At 66.2% G+C, this 20,874-nt stretch carries 18 protein-coding genes and 1 tRNA gene; 11 read left to right on the top strand and 8 right to left on the bottom strand.

The window, feature by feature from the left end; genetic code table 11:
* The 7 genes from secD to K1X74_22080 form a co-directional block, all read right to left on the bottom strand.
* A partial coding sequence (secD, locus tag K1X74_22110) for a protein translocase subunit SecD (GenBank protein MBX7169046.1) occupies positions 1–2,129 on the bottom strand: 2,129 nt, incomplete at its 3' end.
* Positions 2,130–2,144: 15 nt separating this feature from the next.
* On the bottom strand, positions 2,145–2,510 hold the full coding sequence (gene yajC, locus K1X74_22105) for a preprotein translocase subunit YajC (protein MBX7169045.1): 366 nt from the start codon (positions 2,508–2,510) through the stop codon (positions 2,145–2,147).
* A 255-nt stretch (positions 2,511–2,765) separates the two neighbouring features.
* Positions 2,766–3,896 (bottom strand): tRNA guanosine(34) transglycosylase Tgt, encoded by a 1,131-nt coding sequence (gene tgt / locus K1X74_22100; GenBank protein ID MBX7169044.1) that lies wholly within the window; start codon positions 3,894–3,896, stop codon positions 2,766–2,768.
* Between the two features lie 44 nt (positions 3,897–3,940).
* Positions 3,941–5,314: a nickel-dependent lactate racemase gene (gene larA, locus K1X74_22095; protein ID MBX7169043.1), complete on the bottom strand. Its 1,374-nt coding sequence runs from the start codon at positions 5,312–5,314 to the stop codon at positions 3,941–3,943.
* A 74-nt stretch (positions 5,315–5,388) separates the two neighbouring features.
* The gene (locus K1X74_22090; protein MBX7169042.1) at positions 5,389–6,192 is read right to left on the bottom strand and encodes a hypothetical protein; all 804 of its coding nucleotides are present in this window, start codon (positions 6,190–6,192) and stop codon (positions 5,389–5,391) included.
* Positions 6,193–6,242: 50 nt separating this feature from the next.
* Positions 6,243–7,568: a tetratricopeptide repeat protein gene (locus K1X74_22085; GenBank protein MBX7169041.1), complete on the bottom strand. Its 1,326-nt coding sequence runs from the start codon at positions 7,566–7,568 to the stop codon at positions 6,243–6,245.
* 128 nt (positions 7,569–7,696) lie between these two features.
* Positions 7,697–7,770 (bottom strand) — tRNA-Thr (locus K1X74_22080).
* A gap of 676 nt (positions 7,771–8,446) precedes the next feature.
* On the opposite strand from K1X74_22080, the gene kdsA reads away from it, so the two are divergent.
* The 11 genes from kdsA (at position 8,447) to K1X74_22025 (ending at position 19,308) form a co-directional block, all read left to right on the top strand.
* A complete protein-coding gene (gene kdsA / locus K1X74_22075; protein MBX7169040.1) occupies positions 8,447–9,352 on the top strand; it encodes a 3-deoxy-8-phosphooctulonate synthase in 906 nt (301 codons plus the stop codon).
* Complete coding sequence (locus K1X74_22070) at positions 9,349–10,941, top strand: hypothetical protein (GenBank protein ID MBX7169039.1); 1,593 nt, start codon at positions 9,349–9,351, stop codon at positions 10,939–10,941. Before kdsA ends, K1X74_22070 begins: the two co-directional genes overlap by 4 nt.
* A 69-nt stretch (positions 10,942–11,010) precedes the next feature.
* A complete protein-coding gene (locus K1X74_22065; GenBank protein ID MBX7169038.1) occupies positions 11,011–11,553 on the top strand; it encodes a DUF456 domain-containing protein in 543 nt (180 codons plus the stop codon).
* A 46-nt stretch (positions 11,554–11,599) separates the two neighbouring features.
* Positions 11,600–12,583, top strand: a complete 984-nt coding sequence (locus K1X74_22060) for a bile acid:sodium symporter (protein MBX7169037.1) — start codon at positions 11,600–11,602, stop codon at positions 12,581–12,583.
* Between the two features lie 217 nt (positions 12,584–12,800).
* A complete protein-coding gene (gene rpmE, locus K1X74_22055; GenBank protein MBX7169036.1) occupies positions 12,801–13,049 on the top strand; it encodes a 50S ribosomal protein L31 in 249 nt (82 codons plus the stop codon).
* A 203-nt stretch (positions 13,050–13,252) separates the two neighbouring features.
* Complete coding sequence (prfA, locus tag K1X74_22050) at positions 13,253–14,326, top strand: peptide chain release factor 1 (protein ID MBX7169035.1); 1,074 nt, start codon at positions 13,253–13,255, stop codon at positions 14,324–14,326.
* A 66-nt stretch (positions 14,327–14,392) separates the two neighbouring features.
* Complete coding sequence (gene prmC / locus K1X74_22045) at positions 14,393–15,271, top strand: peptide chain release factor N(5)-glutamine methyltransferase (protein ID MBX7169034.1); 879 nt, start codon at positions 14,393–14,395, stop codon at positions 15,269–15,271.
* A 163-nt stretch (positions 15,272–15,434) separates the two neighbouring features.
* Positions 15,435–16,766 (top strand): UDP-N-acetylglucosamine 1-carboxyvinyltransferase, encoded by a 1,332-nt coding sequence (gene murA / locus K1X74_22040; GenBank protein MBX7169033.1) that lies wholly within the window; start codon positions 15,435–15,437, stop codon positions 16,764–16,766.
* A gap of 57 nt (positions 16,767–16,823) precedes the next feature.
* The gene (locus K1X74_22035; GenBank protein MBX7169032.1) at positions 16,824–17,795 is read left to right on the top strand and encodes a hypothetical protein; all 972 of its coding nucleotides are present in this window, start codon (positions 16,824–16,826) and stop codon (positions 17,793–17,795) included.
* Positions 17,796–17,869: 74 nt separating this feature from the next.
* On the top strand, positions 17,870–18,703 hold the full coding sequence (locus K1X74_22030; GenBank protein ID MBX7169031.1) for a metallophosphoesterase: 834 nt from the start codon (positions 17,870–17,872) through the stop codon (positions 18,701–18,703).
* A gap of 161 nt (positions 18,704–18,864) precedes the next feature.
* On the top strand, positions 18,865–19,308 hold the full coding sequence (locus K1X74_22025; protein ID MBX7169030.1) for a CBS domain-containing protein: 444 nt from the start codon (positions 18,865–18,867) through the stop codon (positions 19,306–19,308).
* A 130-nt stretch (positions 19,309–19,438) separates the two neighbouring features.
* Here the strand turns inward: K1X74_22025 and K1X74_22020 are convergent.
* Positions 19,439–20,874: tetratricopeptide repeat protein (locus K1X74_22020; protein MBX7169029.1), on the bottom strand; the 1,436-nt coding region annotated here is incomplete at its 5' end.

Below are 20,874 nucleotides of genomic sequence, written 5' to 3'. Positions count from 1 at the left end.
GCCGTAGAAGATTCCACCGGCGCGGCCGGGGTCTCTGGGGTCGCGGGTGCCGGAGTGGTTAGGGGCGTCGCCGGCGGCGTCGATTCGGGCTGCGCGGCCTCGCCAGCCGGCGCGGGGGGGGCCTCGACCATGGCGACCGCGCCGTCGAGCGACAGCTCGTTGGTTTGCAGCTTGCCTGCGAACAGTTCTTTCAATGTGGTTTCGACCTGATCGACATCGAGTTGCGACGTGTTGATCACGAAGAACTTGTCGGCCGAGCCTTCGTCTTCCAGCGACAGGTTAGTCACCACGGCGTCGGGCAGTTTGTCTTCGACCTTAGCCACGGCCGTTCGCAGCTCGTCGATCCGCTGCGGTTCGCGGAATTCGATCTGCACGCTGGTCCCGCCCGTGAAGTCGATGTCGAGCATGTTCGAACCGCGATAAGCCACGGCGGCCAGGCCGATCGCGATGATGGCCACCGAACCGGCCAGAGCCCAACGGGCCATGCCCATGAAATCGACGTTGGTCTTGTCGAGCAGCCGGCCCATCGAGAGCTGGCTGATCCAGCGTTGCCGTTCGCAAACGTCGAAGATGATGCGGGCCACGAACACGGCCGTGTAGAGGTTCATCACCAGGCCGATGATCAAGGCCACGGCGAACCCCTTGATCTGGTCGGTGCCGATCACGTAGAGCACGACGGCCGAGATCAGCGTGGTCAAGTTCGAGTCGATGATCGTCGTCGTGGCGCGGTCGAACCCGTTGCGAATGGCCATCCGCAGCGAAGCACCGCGGTCTTTTTCCTCGCGGATGCGTTCGAAAATCAACACGTTGGCGTCGACCGACATACCCACGCCCAGCACCAGCCCCGCGATGCCGGCCAGGGTCAGCGCCGCGTTGAGCATGATCATGGCCGCCACGACCAGCAGCAGGTTGAGTACCAGGGTGAACGTGGCCACGAGGCCCGAAAAGCGGTAGTAGACGCTCACCAGCAAGAACACGGCCAGCAGCGAGATGCTCATCGCGACCCAGCCCTTCTGGACCGTGTCGGCGCCGATCGTGGGCCCGGTGAACAGGCTGCTGATGGGCTCCTTGCGCAAGGCGGTGGGCAAGGCGCCGGCGTTCAACACGGCGCAGAGGTCTTCGACGGCCTTGTCGTCCATGCTGCCGCCGGAGATTTGTCCCTGGTCCGAGATGGCCTCTTCGATGTTGGGGGCCGAGAACAATTGGCCATCGAGAATGATGCCCAATTGGCGCTGGAAGTTGCCGACCTGGTCGGGCAGATTGTCGCTCGTCAACCGGTGGAAGTAGTAGGCGCCTTCGGTGTTGAAGGTGAAGTGCACCGCAGGCTGAGCCCGGTCGTTCACCCCTGGGCGGGCGCTGGTCAGGAACCGGCCTGTTACGCTGTAGGGGTCGATCGCGACGAGGATTTCGGTCTGCTGGCGGCGATTGACGCGCGTGGCGAAGTTGGGATTCGCCGCATACACCGCGGCGTCTTCCGGATGCCGCAGCGGAACCCAGCGGGCCTGCACGGTCCCGGTGCCGCTGCGCACTTCCCGAACGTCGAGCGGCAGCCGCAGGGCCTCTTCCTGCAGGCGCTCGTGATCGCGGCGGTTCGCCAGGATGCGGAATTCGAGCGTGCCGATGTTGCTGATCTTGTTCTTAACGCGCTGCAGCTCTTCGGCGTCGGCGCGGGGAATGATGATCTCGACTTTGCCTTCGCCGTACTGGCGAATAACGATTTCCTTCAGGCCGTCGGGGTTGATGCGCATGGAGATGGCCGAGATCAGCTTGTCCATGTCGACGTTGCCGGCCTCGTCGTCCGATGCATCCGGATTCTTCGCGTTGTCTGCGCCGGTCTTCTCCTTCAACTGCTCGCGATCGACCTCGTAGACCAGGTTGAAGCCGCCGGCCAGATCGGGGCCAAATTGCGGCGGCCAGCCGCGTAGCGGCACCACCACGGCCAAGGCCAACGTGAACAGCGCCAGCGAAATCTTCCAGCCGTATTCCGTCATCCGCAGCGTGCGGGCCAGGTAGTACCCCAGCGCCGGCGGCACGATCAACAGCGCCAGCGCGATTCCGAGATTGACAACCCAGTCTTGCATGATCGTCGCTTCCTTGTCCGAGATGCGCCGCGGCTCGGCGAGCCGCATGGCGCTCTACCGGCGTTAGGTCTTCTCCGTCGTGGCGTCGCCCGATTCGTCGCCCAGCTTACGGGCGATCGACTGCAGCGTGACGCGGACGCGGGTATTATTGGTTTCGTCCACCTTGAGCGTGACTTCGTCGGCCTCGGGCCGGACGTTGGTCACGACGCCATACAGGCCGCCGGCGGTGACCACGCGGTCGTTCTTCTTCAGGTTGGCCAGCATCGTCGTGCGCGCGTCCTGATCGCGCCGCTGAGGCCGCAAGATCATGAAGTAAAACAGCAACACGACCATCACCAGCATGGGAAGCATGCTGAGGATGCCTGATCCGACCTGCTGCTGCGGAGCGTTCTCGGCCAACAGCACTAGAGACAGCGATTGCCAGTTCACGGGACGAACGACTCGACGGCGGATCGCTCGGGCACGCCTGCCAGCGCGACCGGCCTGATTTTAGGTATGCAACCCGACCTGCCCAGGGTGCACGGCGGGCGCCAACCGACCCCCTCGGCCGGCAGCCAAAGATGGTAAGCATATGGCTTTGCGCTCGCAGCCACAAGGGCAGCAGCCGGCGTGAAAACCGCGACTGCATCCGGCTCGCGAAGGCCCCCTGCGCCGGGCCTTGTTCACCGCTCGGCAAGCCGGGGGCTAGGTCGCCGTCGAGTGCTTGGGCGAATCGTCGGCAGCCGACGACGCGCTCCAGCCGCGGAGCGTCGCGGCCATGAATTCGCCGTAGGTACCCGCGGCAATCGCCGCTCGGGCCGCAGCCATCAAGCGCTGGTAGTAGGTCAGATTGTGGATCGACAGCAGGATGGGCCCCAACATCTCGTCGGCCATGAACAGGTGCCGTAAATAAGCTCGGCTGTGACGGCAGGCAGGGCAGGGGCAGTCGTCCTCCAGCGGGCGCGCGTCGTCCTGGTGCACCAGGTTGCGCATCCGCAGGGTGCCCGACGCGGTGAATGCCAGCGCGTTGCGCCCGTTGCGCGTCGGCATCACGCAATCGAACATATCGACGCCGCGGGCCACGGCCTCGAGCAGGTCGATGGGCCGCCCCACGCCCATCAAGTAGCGGGGTCGGTCCGCCGGCAGCGCCGGTACCGTGGCATCGATCGCAGCGTACATCTCCGCGGGCGTTTCACCGACGCTCAACCCACCGATCGCATAGCCGGGAAACTCGAGGGCCACGAGGCGCTCGGCGCAGCGTTGGCGCAACGCCGGATCGAGCCCGCCTTGCACGATGGCAAACTGCAGTTGGTCGGCGCGGCGATGTGCTGCCTGGGCGCGGGCCGCCCAGCGAATCGTGCGCTCGACGGCTTCGGCCAACCGCTCATGGGGAGCCGGCAGTCCCACCACGTCGTCGAGCACCATCGCCACGTCGCTCCCGAGCGCCGCCTGGATTTCGACAGCGCGCTCGGGCGACATCTCCAGCGTGCGGCCGTCGATGTGCGAGCGAAAGACGGCCCCGGTCTCGCGCACCTTGGTCATCTGAGCCAGGCTGAACAACTGAAACCCGCCGCTGTCGGTGAGGATCGGCCCCGTCCAGCCGGTGAAGCCGTGCAGCCCGCCGAGCCGCGCGACGAGCGATTCGCCCGGGCGCAAGGCCAGGTGATAGGTGTTGGCCAGAATCATTTCGGCGCCCGTGGCCCGCAATTGATCGAGCGTCACACCTTTGACGGTGCCCTGCGTGCCGACGGGCATGAATGCAGGCGTCTCGACCGGTCCATGCGCCGTGACCAGAGTACCCCGGCGCGCAGCCGTCTTGCGGTCGGTGGTATGCAGAGTGAAAGGCGAATTCGACACGGCGTGCGCGAGATCGGGGTCGGTTAACTGGCGGCGGCAACCGGCATCGTGCCGGCGCTGCTGGCGAAGGCGCTGCCGCGAGTATAGGTGCAACCTCCCTGGGGAAACACCGCCACCGTGGCGCGCGGGCCGACCTTGCGTAAGGCCTCGGCGACCATAGCATCGGGATCGCGGTATTGGCGCAAGATTCCCAGTTTGCGGCCGACGTCCGGCTCGAGTTGCTCGCTGTAGACGTAAATCTCGTTGCGATGCAGCGTTTGCAGGGCGAAGTGGGACAGAAACTTCTGCTCGACCGGATCGCCGCGCCGCACGAGGTTGACGAAGTTCATGATCCGTTTCGACCCGAGCACGCCGGTCACCAGCTTCAGCGCGCCATAGGGCAACGTCCGCGACGGAACTTCGACGTCGCCGCGGCCTTCGTCACACCGTAAGAACCCCAGCACCACGCCGCCGCGCCGCGCTGCAAACGACGTGTTCCCGATGCACTTCATGCTCTGCCGCAGGTCGATATCGAATGGCGCCGAGTTGGCGATCACCACGTCGACCGGCTGCGGCACCTGCACCTCGGCATGTTCGCGCACATAGGCCACGCCCGCGCGTAGCGCGCCACGGGGACAACCGCAGAAGAAGCGTACGACCCGTTTGTCGGCCCGCAGCGCCGCATTCACGACGAACACTTCGCGGCCGAGCATCGAGGCGGCCTCTTCGATATCGAGGCGCATCGGTGAATCGTCGGGCAGCACGCCGACATAGTTGAAGCTGCCGCCGCCGGTGCCTTGCAGATGATTGTGGCCGATCGTCTCTGCGCCCGCGCAGCCGGGCAGCAGCATCTTGTAGCCGCCAGAAAAGCCCAGGAGCAGGTGCGGTTCGATCGCCCCCAGGGGCACGATCAGATCGAACTCGGTCAGCAGCCGGTTGAACCACACGGGGGTGCCGCGCCGCGTCGTGCCCAGGTGCACCAACTGCGCCGGCTCGAAAGCGTTGTGATTGTGCCAGCAATACCGCGCGAGCAGGTCGCGGCCGAATTTCGCCTCGGCCTCGGCCTGGGTCATCGGGCGGTGCACGCCCAGCGCGAACAGAATCTCCAGGTCGCCCGCGGCTACGCCGGCCGCGTGCAAGGCCTCGCAAACCGCCGGGGCAAAATCGGCCACCGGCGTCGGGCGGCTGACGTCGTCGGGCACGAGCAACACGCGCTTGCCGCGCAGATCGCGCCCCGACCAGGGAGCCGCGCCGACCGGCGCTTGCAGCGCTTCGCGGCACGCCACCAGCGGGTCGGCGGCGGCCGCCATCTCGCGCGGCTCGAAACGACCCACCACTTGCCACGAGGCCGGCAAGCGTACCTCAAGTTGACCGTCGCCCCAAGGCAGTGAAATCGACTGCTGCGTGGCCAGGCTCATCGCGATTTTTCCCGCAGTTGCTGAGGCGCTCTTGCCGAGGCACTCTTGCCGAGGCACTGTCGACGAGCCCGAGCCTATTCCGCCCCGTAGGCGAGCTGCGTCTTGGTGCGCGCGTCGGCCAGGCACCAATCGAGACGTTGGATGTAGCGATAGAATCGCCAGGCTGATTCCGCCGCCTTGGTCGTGAGTTCCTCGTCCTCCAGGTCATAGTGGAACGAGAACTCGACGGCCAGCATCCGGCCGAGCGGGCCGTTCGTCCAGATGATCAGTGCCACCTCGGCTGTGGTCTTGTGAAACGTGCATGTCGGGCCCTTGAACACCCGTTCGTGGATGGCGAGCACATTCACGGGTTGCAATGCGAGCTTGCCCGGACAGGTCTCGCCATCGCGTTTGAGCTTGGCCAGCAGCGGAAACCAGGCGGCGGCCGCGGCCAGATCCTCGGGCGCCTGGTTCGGGCCCTGGATCGTCGCCGAATGCGAGAATCGCGAGGCAAACGGCGGCGCGATGTCTTCTTCGAACTTCAGGTCCCTGAGGTCTTCCTGAAACTTGTCGGCCGGCGCGATCTTGGTGCCGGCCGAAACGTAGCGATCCGGCGTGCGGCATTTCAGCGTGTATTCGGTCCGCTGTTTGTCGAGCCGGACGCGGCGGCGAAACACCAGATCGTTGAGCGCGATCGCGCGGTCGCTCGTGTCGAGAAACTCGATCGTTCGTTCGCTGGCGTCGGAGTCGAATCCGCCGCCCCAGGAGAACTGCTTCACGCTTTTCGCCGCATCGGCCAGATTCCGGGCCAATTCGGCCGCGGCCGGCCGTGGCTCGCCGAACAAACGCCCGTCGAGCATGCATTTGTACTCGCGGCTTTGCAGCGCTCGCGCCGGCATGGAACTGCCCCCTTCACGCAATCTGGCAAGTGCGGCGCGCCCCGCGAGCGCTACTCGCCGCGGAGACGGAGATTGTGCGAGGTCAGCTTTTCGCGGACCTCGTTCAAGCTGGTCACGCCGAAGTTCTTGCATTCGAGCAACTCGTCGCCCGTGTGCCGGACCAACTCGCCGATCGTGCTGATGCCCAGACGGACCATGCACTTCCGCGCCCGGACCGAAAGGTTCAAGTCGGCAATCGGCCGACTGAGCATCGCTTGTTCGTCGGCCGACAAGCTCTGCGGCTCGACGATCGGCTCGAACTTGGGCCGCTGATCGGCGAACTGACCGAGCTGCAATCCCTTGGTGGCCAGCATCTCCTTGATTTCCACCAGCGACGTCTCGCCGAAATTCTTGCTGGCGAGCAGTTCCTGCTCGGTCGTCATCGTCAGATCGCCGAGGGTCATGATGCCCATCTTCTGCAGGCAGTTGCGGCTCCGCACCGACAGCTCGAAGTCGGTGACCGGGACCGCGAGCATCTGCGTGATCCGGTCGCGCCGGCGCGCCGCGTCGTCGTCCGAGCCGCCGCCGTCCGAGCCCAGCGCGTCTTTCATGAACAGCCGCGCACGCTCGTGGTTCGGGTACACGTCGAGCACGCGCTGGTAGCACTGCCGGGCCCGATCGAACTGTTGCCGATCTTCGTACAGCACGCCCAGGTTGATCAGGGCGCCGACATGCGCCGGGAACCGCGAAGTGCAGCGTTCGTAAAGCATCACGGCGGTGTCGTCGTTGCCGTGGCGATCGTTTTCCATGGCCATGCCAAACAGTGCGCCGGCATGCGTCGGGTCGGCCTCGACGGCCCGTTCGTAGAACCGAATCACCTCCGCCGGGTTGCCGAGCAGGGCATGCGTTGTAGCCGCACGCTGGTAGAGATACTCGGCCGTTTGCTCGACGGGCCCCGACAGCTCATCGAGCAGCTTGAGCCCTTCTTGAGCCTGGTTCAGATAGCGCAGCGCCTCGACGCGGCCCAATGCCGAGAGCCCCGTGTCGTAGCCCGCCGTGGCGGCGGCCTGATACGCGCGGATCGCCTCCTCGTACTGGCCCAGGGCGAAGTGCGCTTTACCGAGATAGAACCGCGCCAGCGCGCCGCCGTCGGCATTGCTCAGACACTCGACCGCCTGGCGATACCGGCCCAGCAGGTAATAACAGACCCCCAAGCGGACCCGCGTCGCGGGGCTGAGTTCCTCTTCGCGTTCCAACTGTTGGACGGCATCGCGCAGCACGCGGTAGTTGCCGAAGTCCGCCGAGATGCTTTCCACCAGGCGGCGAATCTCTTGCGGGCCAAAAGTGGTATTCGAGAGGACAGCCTCTTTCACGTCGAAAGCGGTTCCCTGGGCCATGACAACCTCCTCGGGCTTGAGTTCCAGTGGCTCGTGATCGCGGCCCGCCGCCGATGCTGCCGCGCGGTACGAAGGATCGCCGCGGCGCAGCAGGACAACCGACGAATCCGGCAGCGCGATACGCAAAGAGCCAGCGGCGGGAGTCGAACCCGCAACCCCCGCATTACGAATGCGGTGCTCTGCCAATTGAAGCTACGCTGGCTTTTTCGGGCGCAAGGTCCACGCCATTACGCCCGCAAGTCCAAGCTGGCAAACCTACGCGCCGCGCGGCAGATCGTCAAGGCCCATAGGCGGTTACGATGCGGTCCCACGCGCCGCAGAGCCTTGGCGCAGCTGACCTTGGAGCGCGGGCCGCAGCAGGGGCCGGGCGCAAAAAAACGGGGGCCTCCGACGTGCCAATTACACATTGGCTGTGCGGGATGGCCAGGGGCAAGTGAACCATCCTGCCGATCGTCATCGGAGGCCCCGCGGGCCAGTCGATTGAAGGGCGAAGCAAGCCGCCGCCAGCGAGCATGCGGCTTATTTCGCCATCTCTCCCTGAGCATGTGCCATGCCGCTGCTGAGATCGTTTGGTCTCAACTTGAGAAAGTCGTTAAGTGTTTTCATGGAAATGTGTTAAGGGAATATCGTTTTGAGAATATGCATCGGCCACGGCTATTGAGAGTCGCGAGGCGCAGCAAATTGCAACACGCTCGGCAGAAGTGCGCTACATTGAGCCTGGCGTTCCCCTCATCGTGAGTACAGGGGCAGGGGAGTTCCTCGGGGTATTCTCAAGCTGAGACGCCAGTTCGACTGAATCAACGCAACGCGATATCTCGCAATCGGTTGCGTTGCCGATCGAGCCGGCTGTCTACGCGACCGACGCGCGCAACGCTATGATGCCGCGCGGGACTACTTTCTCTTATTCTGCGGTCCGTTGGCCGACGGCCGCTTGCCCTGCGAGTCTATGCCGCGTGCCGAACCTGCCTGCCAACATCGGACCCTATCGCTGCGGTCCCGGCGAGCCGCTGTTGTTGATCGCGGGCCCCTGCGTGCTCGAATCGCTCGAGTTGGCGCAACAGATCGCCGGCCGGCTCCAGGCCATCGCCGTGCGCCACAAGGTCTCACTCGTCTTCAAGGCCTCGTTCGACAAGGCGAATCGCACTAGTGCCGACGCCCGCCGCGGTCCCGGCATCGACGAAGGGCTGGCGATGCTCGATCGCGTGCGCCGCGAGACGGGCCTGCCGGTGACGACCGACATTCACGAGTCGCACCAGGCAGCGGCCGCCGCCGAGGTTTGCGCGCTGTTGCAGATCCCGGCCTTCCTGGCCCGGCAGACCGATCTGTTGCTGGCTGCCGCCGCGACCGGTCGCGCCGTGAACGTGAAAAAGGGCCAGTTCATGGCTCCTTGGGACATGCAGCACGTCGTAACCAAATTAGCCGGGGCCGGCTGCGAGAATATCCTGCTCTGCGAGCGCGGGACCTTTTTCGGTTACGGCCGGCTGGTGAATGACATGCGGGCCATTCCCCAGATGCAGGCCCTGGGCGTGCCGGTCGTGTTCGACGCGACGCACAGCGTGCAAGAACCGGGCGGATTGGGCCACGCAACCGGCGGCAATCGTGCGATGGTCGAACCCCTGGCCCGGGCCGCGACGGCGATCGGCGTCGACGGACTGTTCTTCGAGACGCATCCGACGCCCGAGACGTCGCCCAGCGACGGGCCGAATATGATACCCCTGGACGAATTCGAAGGGGTCATCGAACGGCTGCTGCGCATTCGCGCCGCAGCAGGGGGGGTGGTGTGAGGTCATCGCCGGGCTCGCGGCGCGTGCTCCGCGCTGCGGTCTTGATCGTGTTGGGGATCGTCGCAGCGACCGTTTCGGGCTGCACGCCCGAGGCCGCGCGCCCCGGGAGCGGCGGCTTTTCGCCCGAGGCGCAGGCCCGCCAGCGCGCCGCGGAATTGTTTACCGTGGCCCTCGACAATTTGCAGCGGCTGGCCGGTTTTCCTCCCGACAAGATGCTCGAGCAGGTCGTTGCCCGACTGAACGACTGGCAAATGCAGGCCAAGCCGGCGATCGAAACTCCAGCCAGCGCGCTGCTCGAGACCCTGCCCGAAGAACTGCGAGGTGGTCCAGGTGCGCGGTCGCGGTTGGAGAGTCGCTACACGCTCGACGACGCGATCTTTCTCGCCGAGGCCATCTGGCTGACCGACATCGCGAACCGTACCGCACGGATCGGGTCGACGATTGACGGCTCGCCCGCTGCAACTCCGCTGGGGCGCGCCGCGCGGCAGTTCGACTGGGTCGTCCGCAACATCGCAATCGACTCGGCAACAGGCGCCGAGCCCCGACCCGTCTGGCAGACGTTGCTCGCGGGCCGCGGCACGCTCGACGAACGAATCGCAGTGCTGGTGCGGCTGGGGCGTCAACAAGGGATCGACTGGGTGCTTGTGACTCGTGCCGGCCACGAGCCCCTGGTCGCCGTCGTGCTCGACGCCAAGCCTGCCGGGCAGGGCCCGCAGCTTTATTTGTTCGATCCGTTGCAAGGCATTGCGCTGCCGGGTTCGGGCGGCGCGGGTATCGCCACGCTTTCCCAGGCCCAGGACGATCCGGCGATCGTTTCCCAGTTCCACGGCGAAGGCGGCGGCAATTACGCTTGGCAAAGCGGAGATTTTGCCGAATTGACCCTGCTCATCGAGGCGGGCCCGCAGTACCTGGCGGGGCGATTGCGCGCGATCGAGTCGAACCTGGCGGGCGACCGGCGGCTGGTGCTGGGCTTCGATCCGGATACGCTGGCCCAACGGCTGGCCGTGGTTCGCGGCGCGACTCGTGTGGCCGCCTGGGAGCACCCGTATCGCGTGGCGCAGCCCACCGAACTACCGGCCGAGGGGCCCGGGCCCTTGGCTGCGGCCGTCCTGCCTGGCGCCGGAGTCGCTTTGGGCGAAGGATTCAAACGGGTTCCGCAACGGCTGCTGCAGGGCCGCATCGATCATTTGCGTGGCCAGTTCGCCGGCGAGCCCAGCGCGACCGACGCTTATCTGAAGTGTCGCCCGGCGGATGCCGATCTCGCGGCCGCGTCGATGAGCGACGAGGCCAAAGGCGTGCTCCGCGAAGCCAAGCGCCGCGCCAGCGTATGGCTGGGGCTGTTGTCGTTCGAACGCGGCAATTTTGCGACGGCTGTCGACTTCCTCGATGGCGACGACTCGCCGTTTGCCCGCTATAACCTGGCCCGCACTCAAGAGGCCTCGGGAAAGTTCGCCGAGGCGATTGCGTTGTACGAGGCGGACGACTCGCCGGCGCGCGTCGGCTCGCTGTGGCGTGCGCGGCGTTTGCGCGAGCAGCACCCAACGTCCGGTGGCGACCAGCCTCCGGCGGCTTCCGCGACGCAGCCTTAGGCCGCTTCACGATCAGGCCTGCGGCACGTTCGACGCCGTTTACGCTTTGCGGAGGAGTACCAACCGCTCGTGCTCGATCTGCTTTGGGTAGTGCTGTTCGTGGTTGCGCTGGTGGCCGGCTGGGTGATGGTGCTCTTGGCCATGCCCGGCACCTGGCTGATCGTCGGCTGTGCGGCGCTCTATGCGTGGTTGGTGCGCGACGATGCGTTCTGGGACGTCGGCTGGCCGGTCGTGGCTGTGCTGTTGGGGCTGGCCGTGTTGGGCGAAATCGCCGAGACCGTGGCCGGGGCGCTGGGCGTGGCGCGGGCCGGCGGCAGCCGCCGCGGCATGCTCCTGGCCCTGCTGGGGTCGCTCTTGGGGGCGATCGTGGGTATCGTCGTCGGCGTGCCGGTACCCGTCGTGGGACAACTGATCGCGGCCGTGGTGTTCGCGGGCATCGGCGCCACGATCGGCGCGATCCTCGGCGAGCAGTGGAAGGGTCGCACCCTGGAAGCGAGCCTGAACATCGGCTTGGCGGCATTCTGGGGTCGCGTGCTGGGCACGCTCTCGAAGGTCATCGTCGCCTCGGCCATGGTCGTCGTCGCGCTGGCGGCGCTGGTCACACGGCTTTGATCCCTCGGCGACGCGTCTCTCGGACTTAGACAAGAAGGACGACGGAATGCTGCTGCGGTTTTTGCGCGACCGCTGGTTCTTGATCCTGCTGGTCGTGGTGATGGCCGCCGGCTTCGGGGTGCCGCGCGCTTTGCTCCCTTTGACCGAGCATGTGCCCGATCGCGTGCTTGTGGCCGTCGTACTGTTCGTGATGAGCGTTTCGCTCGACGCGAGCAGCATGTGGCGGGCCCTCAGCCGTCCGCGAGCCGTGATGCTGGCCGTCGGCATCAACCTGGGGTTGTTGCCCCTGGTGGCGTGGCCGTTGTCGCGGCTGCTGCCCGCCGAATTGGGCACGGGCTACCTGGTCGCGGCCAGCATTCCCAGCACCCTGGCCTCGGCGGCGGTCTGGACGCGCCGCGCCGGCGGCAACGACGCCGTGGCCGTGCTGTGCACGATGATCACCAACATGAGCTGCTTTTTCGTCACGCCGCTGTGGCTCGCGGCCACCACCGGGCGTGACGTGTCAATGAGCAAGACGCCGCAAGAGATGATGATCGACCTGCTGTTGATCGTCGTCCTGCCCATGGCCTGCGGCCAGTTGGCCCGATTGTTGCCTGGGGTTGGCGCCGTCGCGCATCGGCGCCGGGCAGGATTGGGTGAGGCGGCCCAGATTGGCATCTTGATCGTGGCCCTGGTCGGCGCGACCGATGCCGGCAATATGTTGGCCAGCGGCCGCGCCTCGATTACGTGGTTCGACACCTTGTCGATGATCACGATGGTGATCGGCCTGCACCTGTCCATGCTGTTTGCCGGGCATCTGATCGGCCGTGTGCTGGGGGTCCCGCGCGAGGACCGGATTGCCGTCGGCTTCGGCGGCAGCCAGAAGACCCTGATGGTGGGGCTGCACATCGCCCGTGAGAATTTCACCGGCCTGGCGATGCTGCCCTTGATCGCCTACCACGTGTCACAGTTGTTCGTCGACGCGGTGATCGCGGAGCGGTTGCGCAAGGGCGAGCAGCCGGCAGATTCCAGCACTGCCGACGGCGCATAAGTGGCCGAGAAGCCGTGACCATGGGCCCGAGTGCTGTCGTTTGGACCAGGTTCCCAACTGGGGAATCGATCGCCGGTACATCGCTTCTCGCGACCGGCTCAGCGGCCCTTGCTGCCGTTTTGGGCGGGCGTTAGAATTCAGGGCTTCCTGATATTTCCCCTACTGCCGTGGGGTGCGTGCCCGGCGGCGGTTCTGCACGACGAGGTTTTAACCAGCCATGAAAGAGGGCATCCATCCCCGGTACGTTGAGACGCTCGTCAAGTGCGGCTGCGGCAATAGCTTCAAGACGCGCAGCACGCAGCCCGAGTTGCACGTCGACATTTGCAGCGCCTGCCACCCGTTCTTCACCGGCAAATTGAAGTTCGTCGACACGGCCGGCCGCATCGAGCGGTTCAAGAACAAGTTCTCCGGCGGCTACGCCAGTCTGAAGCGCGACAAGAAGGCCGCCGAGGCCGAGAAGGGTTAGCTGGGCGCGTGCTCGCCGTGCCGCGCGACCCGCGCCGCGCAAGCGGCGCAGGTGGCCCGGCGCTCTCGGCAATTCGCCTGCGCGCGTCGCGGACCGGCCCGATTTCGATGCACGACACGGACGTTTTCTCCTGCCTGCCTCCCGCGCTCAGCTCGCGCCGGCCGGCCGCAAACGTGGTTTGAGCCCCAGGCACAACCATGAACATGCGTGAACAACTCGAAACGACCTACGGCCGCTTTGTCGAGCTCGAACGGTCATTGCAGGATCCCGTCGTGTTGGCCGACGGCTCGCGCTATTCGGCCGCGGCCCGCGAACATGGGTCGCTGGCCAAGCTGGCCACCAAGTACCGGCGTTTCAAGGAGCTCAACGCCCAGATCGCCGAGACGCTGGCGATGGTCGCAGGGGGCGATGCCGAGCTGCGCGAGCTGGCCGAGGGCGAACTGCCCGAGCTGCGCAACGAGCGCGAGGCGATCTGGAACGAGCTGCTCGACTTGACCGTCGGCGGCGAGGACGCCCAGCGGACCCGGTGCGTGATGGAAATTCGGGCCGGTACCGGCGGCGACGAAGCCGCGCTGTTTGCCCGCGATCTGTACGAGATGTACAAGCGGTTTGCCGAACAGCATGGCTGGAAGGTCGAAATCCTCGACGCCAGCCTCACCGAGCTGGGCGGCTTCAAAGAAATCGTCCTGGGAATCGAAGGCGAAGGGTGCTACCGGCTGCTGCAGTACGAAAGCGGCGGTCACCGCGTGCAACGCGTGCCCGAGACCGAGACCAAAGGGCGGATTCACACGTCGGCCGCCACCGTGGCCGTGCTGCCCGAGCCGGAGGACGTCGAGGTCGAACTCAAGGAAGGCGACTATCGCAAGGACTTGTTCTGCGCGAGCGGTCCGGGTGGTCAGCACGTCAACAAGACGGCCTCGGCCGTGCGCCTGACGCATTACGAGACGGGCATCGTCGTGCAATGCCAGGACGAAAAGAGCCAGCACAAGAACTACGCGCGCGCCCTCCGCGTGCTAAAGACCCGGCTCTACGAACACAAGCGCGAGCTGGAACACGCCAAGCGCGCCGAGCAGCGCCGCGGGCTGGTCGGTTCGGGCGATCGCAGCCAGCGGATTCGCACCTACAATTTCCCGGAAAACCGCATCACCGATCACCGCATCAACCTGACGCTCTACAAGCTCGACCAGACGCTGGCCGGCAACCTGCAGCCGGTGACCGACGCCCTGGTCGAATATGAGCGGCAGCAGCATCGCGACGACATGGGCACGATCGAATAAGCCGCCGCGGACCGTGCGCCCGTCATGTACGGGCCCCGGCCCGACCTGCCAGAGGAACCCGACCACATGTCCGGCGGCGAGCGATGGAACGTCGGACGTCTGCTCGAATGGACGACCAAGTTCCTCAAAGAGCATGGATCCGAATCCGGGCGGCTCGACGCCGAGCTGCTGCTGGCCCAGGCCCTGGGCTGCAAACGCATCGATCTCTACACGCGTTACGACGAGGAGCCAGCCGAGCCGGTCCGGGCCACGTTTCGCGACCTGGTACGGCGGCGCAGCGAGGGTATGCCGGTGGCCTACCTGTTGGGCCGCCGTGAGTTCTACTCGCTCGATTTCGCCGTCACGCCCGACGTCCTGATTCCGCGCCCGGAAACCGAGCTGGTGGTCGTCGGCGCGCTCGACCTGCTCAAGAAGCAATCGGGCCAGGATGCGATTGCCGTGGCCGATGTCGGCACCGGCAGCGGCATCATCGGCGTCAGCGTCGCCCGGCACGATCCGCGCGTGCGCGTGACGGCCATCGATCGCAGCGAGGCGGCGCTCGAAGTCGCCCGGCGCAACGCCGCGGCTCACGGCGTCGGCGACCGGATCGAATTCCTGTGGGGCGACTTGTTCGCCCCGGTCGCGGACGAGCGGCAGTTTCAATTGGTGCTGAGCAATCCGCCGTATGTCACCACGGCCGAGCTCGCACAGTTGCCGCGCGACGTGGCCCAGTACGAGCCGCAATTGGCGCTCGACGGCGGAACGCAAGGGACCGCCGTGATCGAGCGGCTGGTGCCCGAGGCGGCCGCGCGGCTGGCGCCCGGCGGGCAGATGCTCCTGGAGGTCAGCCCCATGATCGAGGCGGCGGTGCGCGAATTGATCGCCGCGACCGGGGCGTTCGAAGTGCTGCCCACAATCAAGGACTTCGGCGGCCGTCCCCGCGTGGTCGTGGCGCGTCGCCTGTAAACGGCGCGCGGAACAGCCGGCTTCCAGCGCCGCTAGCATGCCTGCGGCGGCGCAGCGGCGGCGAACTGCCGTTCACCGCTGCGGCCGATTGTGCGATGATTCCGCCCGCATGGCCCGGGGGAAGGATTCCCCGGCCGGCAGCACCTCGCAGGCGGCGCGAAGCATGGACACGCGAGCGGCCGACGTCTATCGAATTCGCGGCGGCAACCGGCTGACGGGTCGCGTCGTCGCGGCCGGCTCGAAAAACGCCAGTCTGCCCATCCTGGCTGCATCGATTCTGGCGAGCGAACCGGTGCAACTGGCTCGCGTTCCCCGGTTGACCGACGTGGCCTGCCTGGCCGAACTGCTGCGCGGCCTCGGCCTGGGTGTGACGCGCAACGCTCCCTATGCGGTGCGCGTCGAGCCTGCCGCCAAGCCCCGCGTGGTCGCACCGGCCTGGTTCGTCAAACGGATGCGGGCCAGCTTTTGCGTGCTGGGTCCGCTGCTCGCTCGGTACGGCCGCGCTGTGGTCCCGTTGCCGGGCGGCTGCCGTATCGGCCCGCGCCCGGTCGACCTGCACCTGGAAGGGTTGACCCGGCTGGGGGCAGACATCGAAATTCGCCGCGGGCGCGTGGTGGCGCGCGCCAAGCGATTGCGGGGTGCGATGGTGAACCTGGGTGGGCCGCACGGCACCACGGTAACCGGCACGGCGAACATCCTCTCGGCCGCCACGCTGGCCGACGGCGTGACCGTCCTGCGCGGCGCCGCCGTCGAGCCGGAAATTGTCGACCTCACTCGGTTCCTGCAAGCACTGGGTGCTCAGATCGAAGGGCGCGGCACGTCGACGCTCATCATTCGGGGTGTCGAGCAACTGGGCGGGGCCCAGCACGTGATGATCGCCGATCGCATCGAGGCGGCCACCTTGTTGGCTGCGGGCGCGGTGACCGGCGGCGAAGTCACGGTCACCGACGTCGAGCCCGCGCACCTGGCGGCCGTGATGCAAACGCTGGCCTCGGCGGGCGTCGAGATTTCGTGCGAGCCGCGCGAGGTGCGCGCGGCCTGCAAGTCGCCGCTGCGTGCCTTGCGCGTGCTGGCAAGGCCGTTTCCGGGACTGCCGACCGACGTGCAGGCGCAACTGGGCGTCGTCGCGGCGTTGGCCGAAGGGGTCAGCCGGATTCAGGACAGCGTGTTTCCCGAACGCTTTGGTCATCTGGAGGCGCTACGGCGGTTTGGCGTTCGCGCCGAGGTCGACCGGGGTGTGGCCCGCATTTGTGGTGGCCTGCCGCTCACGGCGGCACGCGTGACGGCCTCCGACCTGCGGGCCAGTGCCGCGCTGGTGCTCGCCGGCCTGGCGGCCACCGGCACGACCTATGTCCGGCGGATCGATCATCTCGACCGCGGTTACGAGTGTTTTGCCGAGAAACTCTGTTCGCTGGGCGCCGATGTGACGCGGCTGCGTCGCGTGACCGAGGATCGCTGCCGTGGCCGACTGGCGAGGCGCGTACCCCGGGCCTAGAATCGAGCGCATCGCGACCGATTCCTTGGCGACCATTTTCGAACACCCGCGGCCCGCATGGCACAAATCGCCCCGCTCGAGAGCCGGCTCGAAGGCGTTCGCCAGACGTTGGCCGAGCGGCTGCCGTGGAGCCCCTTGGACTTCGTACCGGGCATCTCGCGCAGCGGCGATCGGGCCATCTATGCCGAGGAATTGACGGCCCGCGTAGCGGCCGAAAACGACCTGCGCTTCGTCCATGAGGGAAGCGACGGGCATCAATTGGGCGTGTTTGCCCAACGGCTTCCCTGGGATTCGGAATTCTTCGGCTACGGCGTGGCCCGCCTCGACGGCGTGTTTCCGCTGAGCGAACCGTACGACCATCTGCGCACCGACTTTGCGCCCGCGCTCGAACACCTGCTGGGCGAAGCCCGGCGGCGCGGGATCCGTTATCTGTTCGCCATGGTCGATCCGCGCGACCTGTCGCTGCTACGGGCTTTTGGCCAATTGGGTTTCACGCTGATCGAGACCCGCATCCATTACCACTTCAGCGTGCAGATCGTGCACTACCTGCGGCTGCCCGATCACGTGCCCGAGGGGTGGACGCGGTTTCGGCAAGCCACGCCCGAGGACATTCCGAGCCTGGCGCAGGTGGCGCGCGAAATGGTGAATCCCTACGACCGGTTTCACGGCGACCCGTTCATCGATCGGACCGACGTCGACCGGCTGATGGAGAAATGGGTCGAGCAGTCGGTGCTCGGTCGTTTTGCCGATCTGACCGTCGTGCCCGACGTCCCCAACCCGCGGGCGTTTATCACCTACCGCTATCACAAGGACCGCTGGTCGCGATGGGGCATGAACCTGGTCCAGCCGGTGCTCTCGGCCGTGGCGCCGGATCATTTCGGCTGGTTCGCCGTCGTGGGTCCCGAGTTGAACCAGTACCTCCGCGCGCAGGGCGCGCAACACTGCTTCGGCAAGACGCAGATCACCCTCGGGCTCGATGCAACCGTGCATTTCGGCAAAGGCGAGCACGTCTTTCGGATCCTGCTTTAGGCACGAGTCGTTGTGCCTGAGGCATCCACGCTCGGTCCGAGCGTGTCAGTGACCAATCTCCCGGCCAGCACGGCATGAAGCTTTACGCCATCAGCGATCTGCACCTGGGCCACGAGATCAATCGCCGCGCATTGGCCACGCTCGAGCCGCACCCGGACGATTGGCTCATCGTGGCCGGCGACGTGGGCGAGTCGGTCGCGCATCTGGAATTGTGCCTGCGGATCGTCACCGCGCGTTTTCGCCAGGTGATCTGGGTGCCCGGCAATCACGACCTGTGGACCATGCCCGGCGACGATCGCGCCCGGCGCGGCGAGGCCTTGTACTTGCACCTGGTGTCGATTTGCCGCCGGTACCGGGTACTGACGCCCGAAGACCCGTTTCCGCGCTGGACCGGCGACGGCGTGGCCTGCACGTTGTGTCCTTTGTTCTTGCTCTACGATTACAGCTTTCGCCCCGACGAGATTCCGGCCGAGTCGGTGATCGATTGGGCGATGGAGTCGGGCGTGCTGTGCGCCGACGAGGGCTATCTACATCCCGACCCGTACCCGACGCGGCAAGCGTGGTGCGAGGCGCGCTGCCGGCTGACCGAGCGGCGGCTGGCCGCAGTCGATCCACGGATTCCCACGGTGCTGATTAACCACTTTCCGCTGCGGCGCGATCTGCTCAAGCTGCACGCGATCCCGCGGTTCTCGATCTGGTGCGGCACGCGGCGGACCGAGGATTGGCACAAGCGCTTCCGGGCCATTGCCGTGCTCTCGGGGCACCAGCACGTCCGCGGCACCGATTACCGCGACGGCGTGCGGTTCGAGGAAGTGTCGCTGGGCTACCCGAACCAGTGGAAGCAGGAATACGGGATTGAGTCGTATCTGTGCGAAGTCCTGCCGGGACCGCCCGGGGCGATGATGTAGCGCCCCCGGCATAACCGGCATCACCGCTGCTCGTGGTGCGCCGCAGGCCCCCCCTCTGCCAGGACCGTGGGCTTGCCGCCGGCCGGCGCAAGTCTGCCGCGGGCTAGAGTTTCCCAAGGCACATCGGTCCGTTGTCCGGGAAACCTTCTGCGAGCCCCGACATGCTTTCTGCCAAGGACGTGATGACGCACCACCCGGTCACGATTCACCAGGAAGACACCCTGGAGGTCGCGGCGCACCTGCTCATCGAGCACGCGATCAGCGGTCTGCCCGTGATCGACGACGCCGGCCACGTCGTGGGATTCATCACCGAGTACGAGTTGCTCGATTTGCTGAAACACCCCGCGGCGGCCCGCGAGCCGGTCGGCCGGCACATGACCGACTGCGTGATCACGGTCGAAACCGACGTCACCGTCGAGCGGGTGATCGACATTCTGCGCGAACACCGGATTCGCCGCGTGCCGGTCGTCGAACGGGGCATTCTGGTCGGCGTGATCGCCCGACGCGACGTGCTGCGCAGCGGCTGCGCCCGGGTCGAACGCACTCGAGAGCAGGCGTGGCTGTCGACGCTCCTGGCCGGCAGCCTGAGCACGCGCTGCCGTTAGGGCCGCGCCGCGGACCGATCACGCCTCGCGATGCTTTCTGCCGCAACCGGTCTCATCAAGGCCTGAGGTTGCGTAGCTTGGCAAACAACGCACTGGCCGAATTCAGCAGCCTCAGCCGTGAACGCAATCGCTACGGGCGACCTAAGGCCTGCGCTATTGCGGCATAGTTGGCTTTGTAAATCGCTAGCTGGGGATGTTCGTGCCCCGTGGCCTGTTGGAAGTGGACGACGATCTCCAGGGCGCGTCGCATCAAGGGCTCCGCTTCGTCCAGGCGGTTGGTGGCCTGGAGCAACAGTGCGAGGTTGTTGAGGCGAATGGCCACGCTGGGATGCATTGGCCCGAAGCTTGCCTCGTCGATCTTCAAGGCGCGTCGCATCAAGGGCTCGGCTTCGGCCAGGTGGTTGGTGGCCTTGAGCAACGTCGCGAGGTTGTTGAGTTGGGTTGCGACGTTCGGATGATCGCTCCCCAGGCGTGCTTCGAAGATTTCCAGTGCGCGTCGCATCAAAGGCTCGGCTTCGTCCAGGCGGTTGGTGGCCTGGAGCAACAGCGCGAGGTTGTTGAGGCGAATGGCCACACTGGGATGCATTGGCCCGAAGCTTGCCTCGTCGATCTTCAAGGCGCGTCGCATCAAGGGCTCGGCTTCAGCCATGCGGTTGGTAGCCTTGAGCAACTGAGCGAGGTTGTTGAGACGCCCGGCCACTTTGGGGTGCATTGGCCCGAAGCTTGCCTCGACGATTTCCAAGGCGCGTCGCATCAAGGGCTCCGCTTCAGCCAGGCGGTTCGTGGCCTGCAGCAATGCCGCGAGATTGTTGAGGTCCGTGGCTACTTCGGGATGCTCGCTCGCCAAGCTCGCCTCGTCGATCACAATCGCGCGGCGGTAGAGCCGTTCGGCGGCGGCGAACTGGGTCTTTTCCTTCAGCAGCAATCCAACTTGATTCATCAGCCGGGCGGTGGGGGCGGCGATCTGGGCGCGGTCGGCGTGCCAGGCGATCGTCTCGGCGTGGGCCGTCAGCGGGTCGAGCACCGGCCAGGTGCGGACGTCGGTCGGATCGCCGGCGAAAGCGCCGTTGATCCAGTTCAGGGCCCGTTGGAGCGTGGGCGGGGGGCTGGAAGGCGCGGTTGCCGTGCCTTGCGCGGTGTTTCCGGCCGCTGCGGGCGACTCGATCTGTAGTCGCTCGACCGTTTGCACGAGCGGATGGAACGAAAGGGCCCGGCCGTCGGACTGGGCCATCGAGTAGGAGGTCAACTCGTCGACGCGGTCGTTTACCCAGAGTTCTGCATGGCCTGCGGGCGGCGCTTCAAGGCCGGCCAGCTCTGCGGCCTCGGCGCGGATCGTTTCGACGCCGCCGATCAACAGCGACAGCGGAATCGGCGTCGCCGCCAGGTAGCTGCACAGCCGCAGGAGGGCCCGGGCCTCGGCCGTCAACCGCTGATTGGTAATCTGCCAGGTGGTCATCACCGAGTCGGGATACTCGGTCGAGCCGAGGGCGCGTTTCGCGAGGAGTTCGGCTTGGGCATCGGCATACAGCCGCCGATAGTCGGCAAAGGTGAACTTCGCGCCGCGGC

Source organism: Pirellulales bacterium (assembly GCA_019694435.1).
Classification (GTDB): Bacteria; Planctomycetota; Planctomycetia; order Pirellulales; family JAEUIK01; genus JAIBBZ01.
Note: the sequence above shows the minus strand (reverse complement) of the source record. Positions and strands in the feature narration are given on the sequence as shown.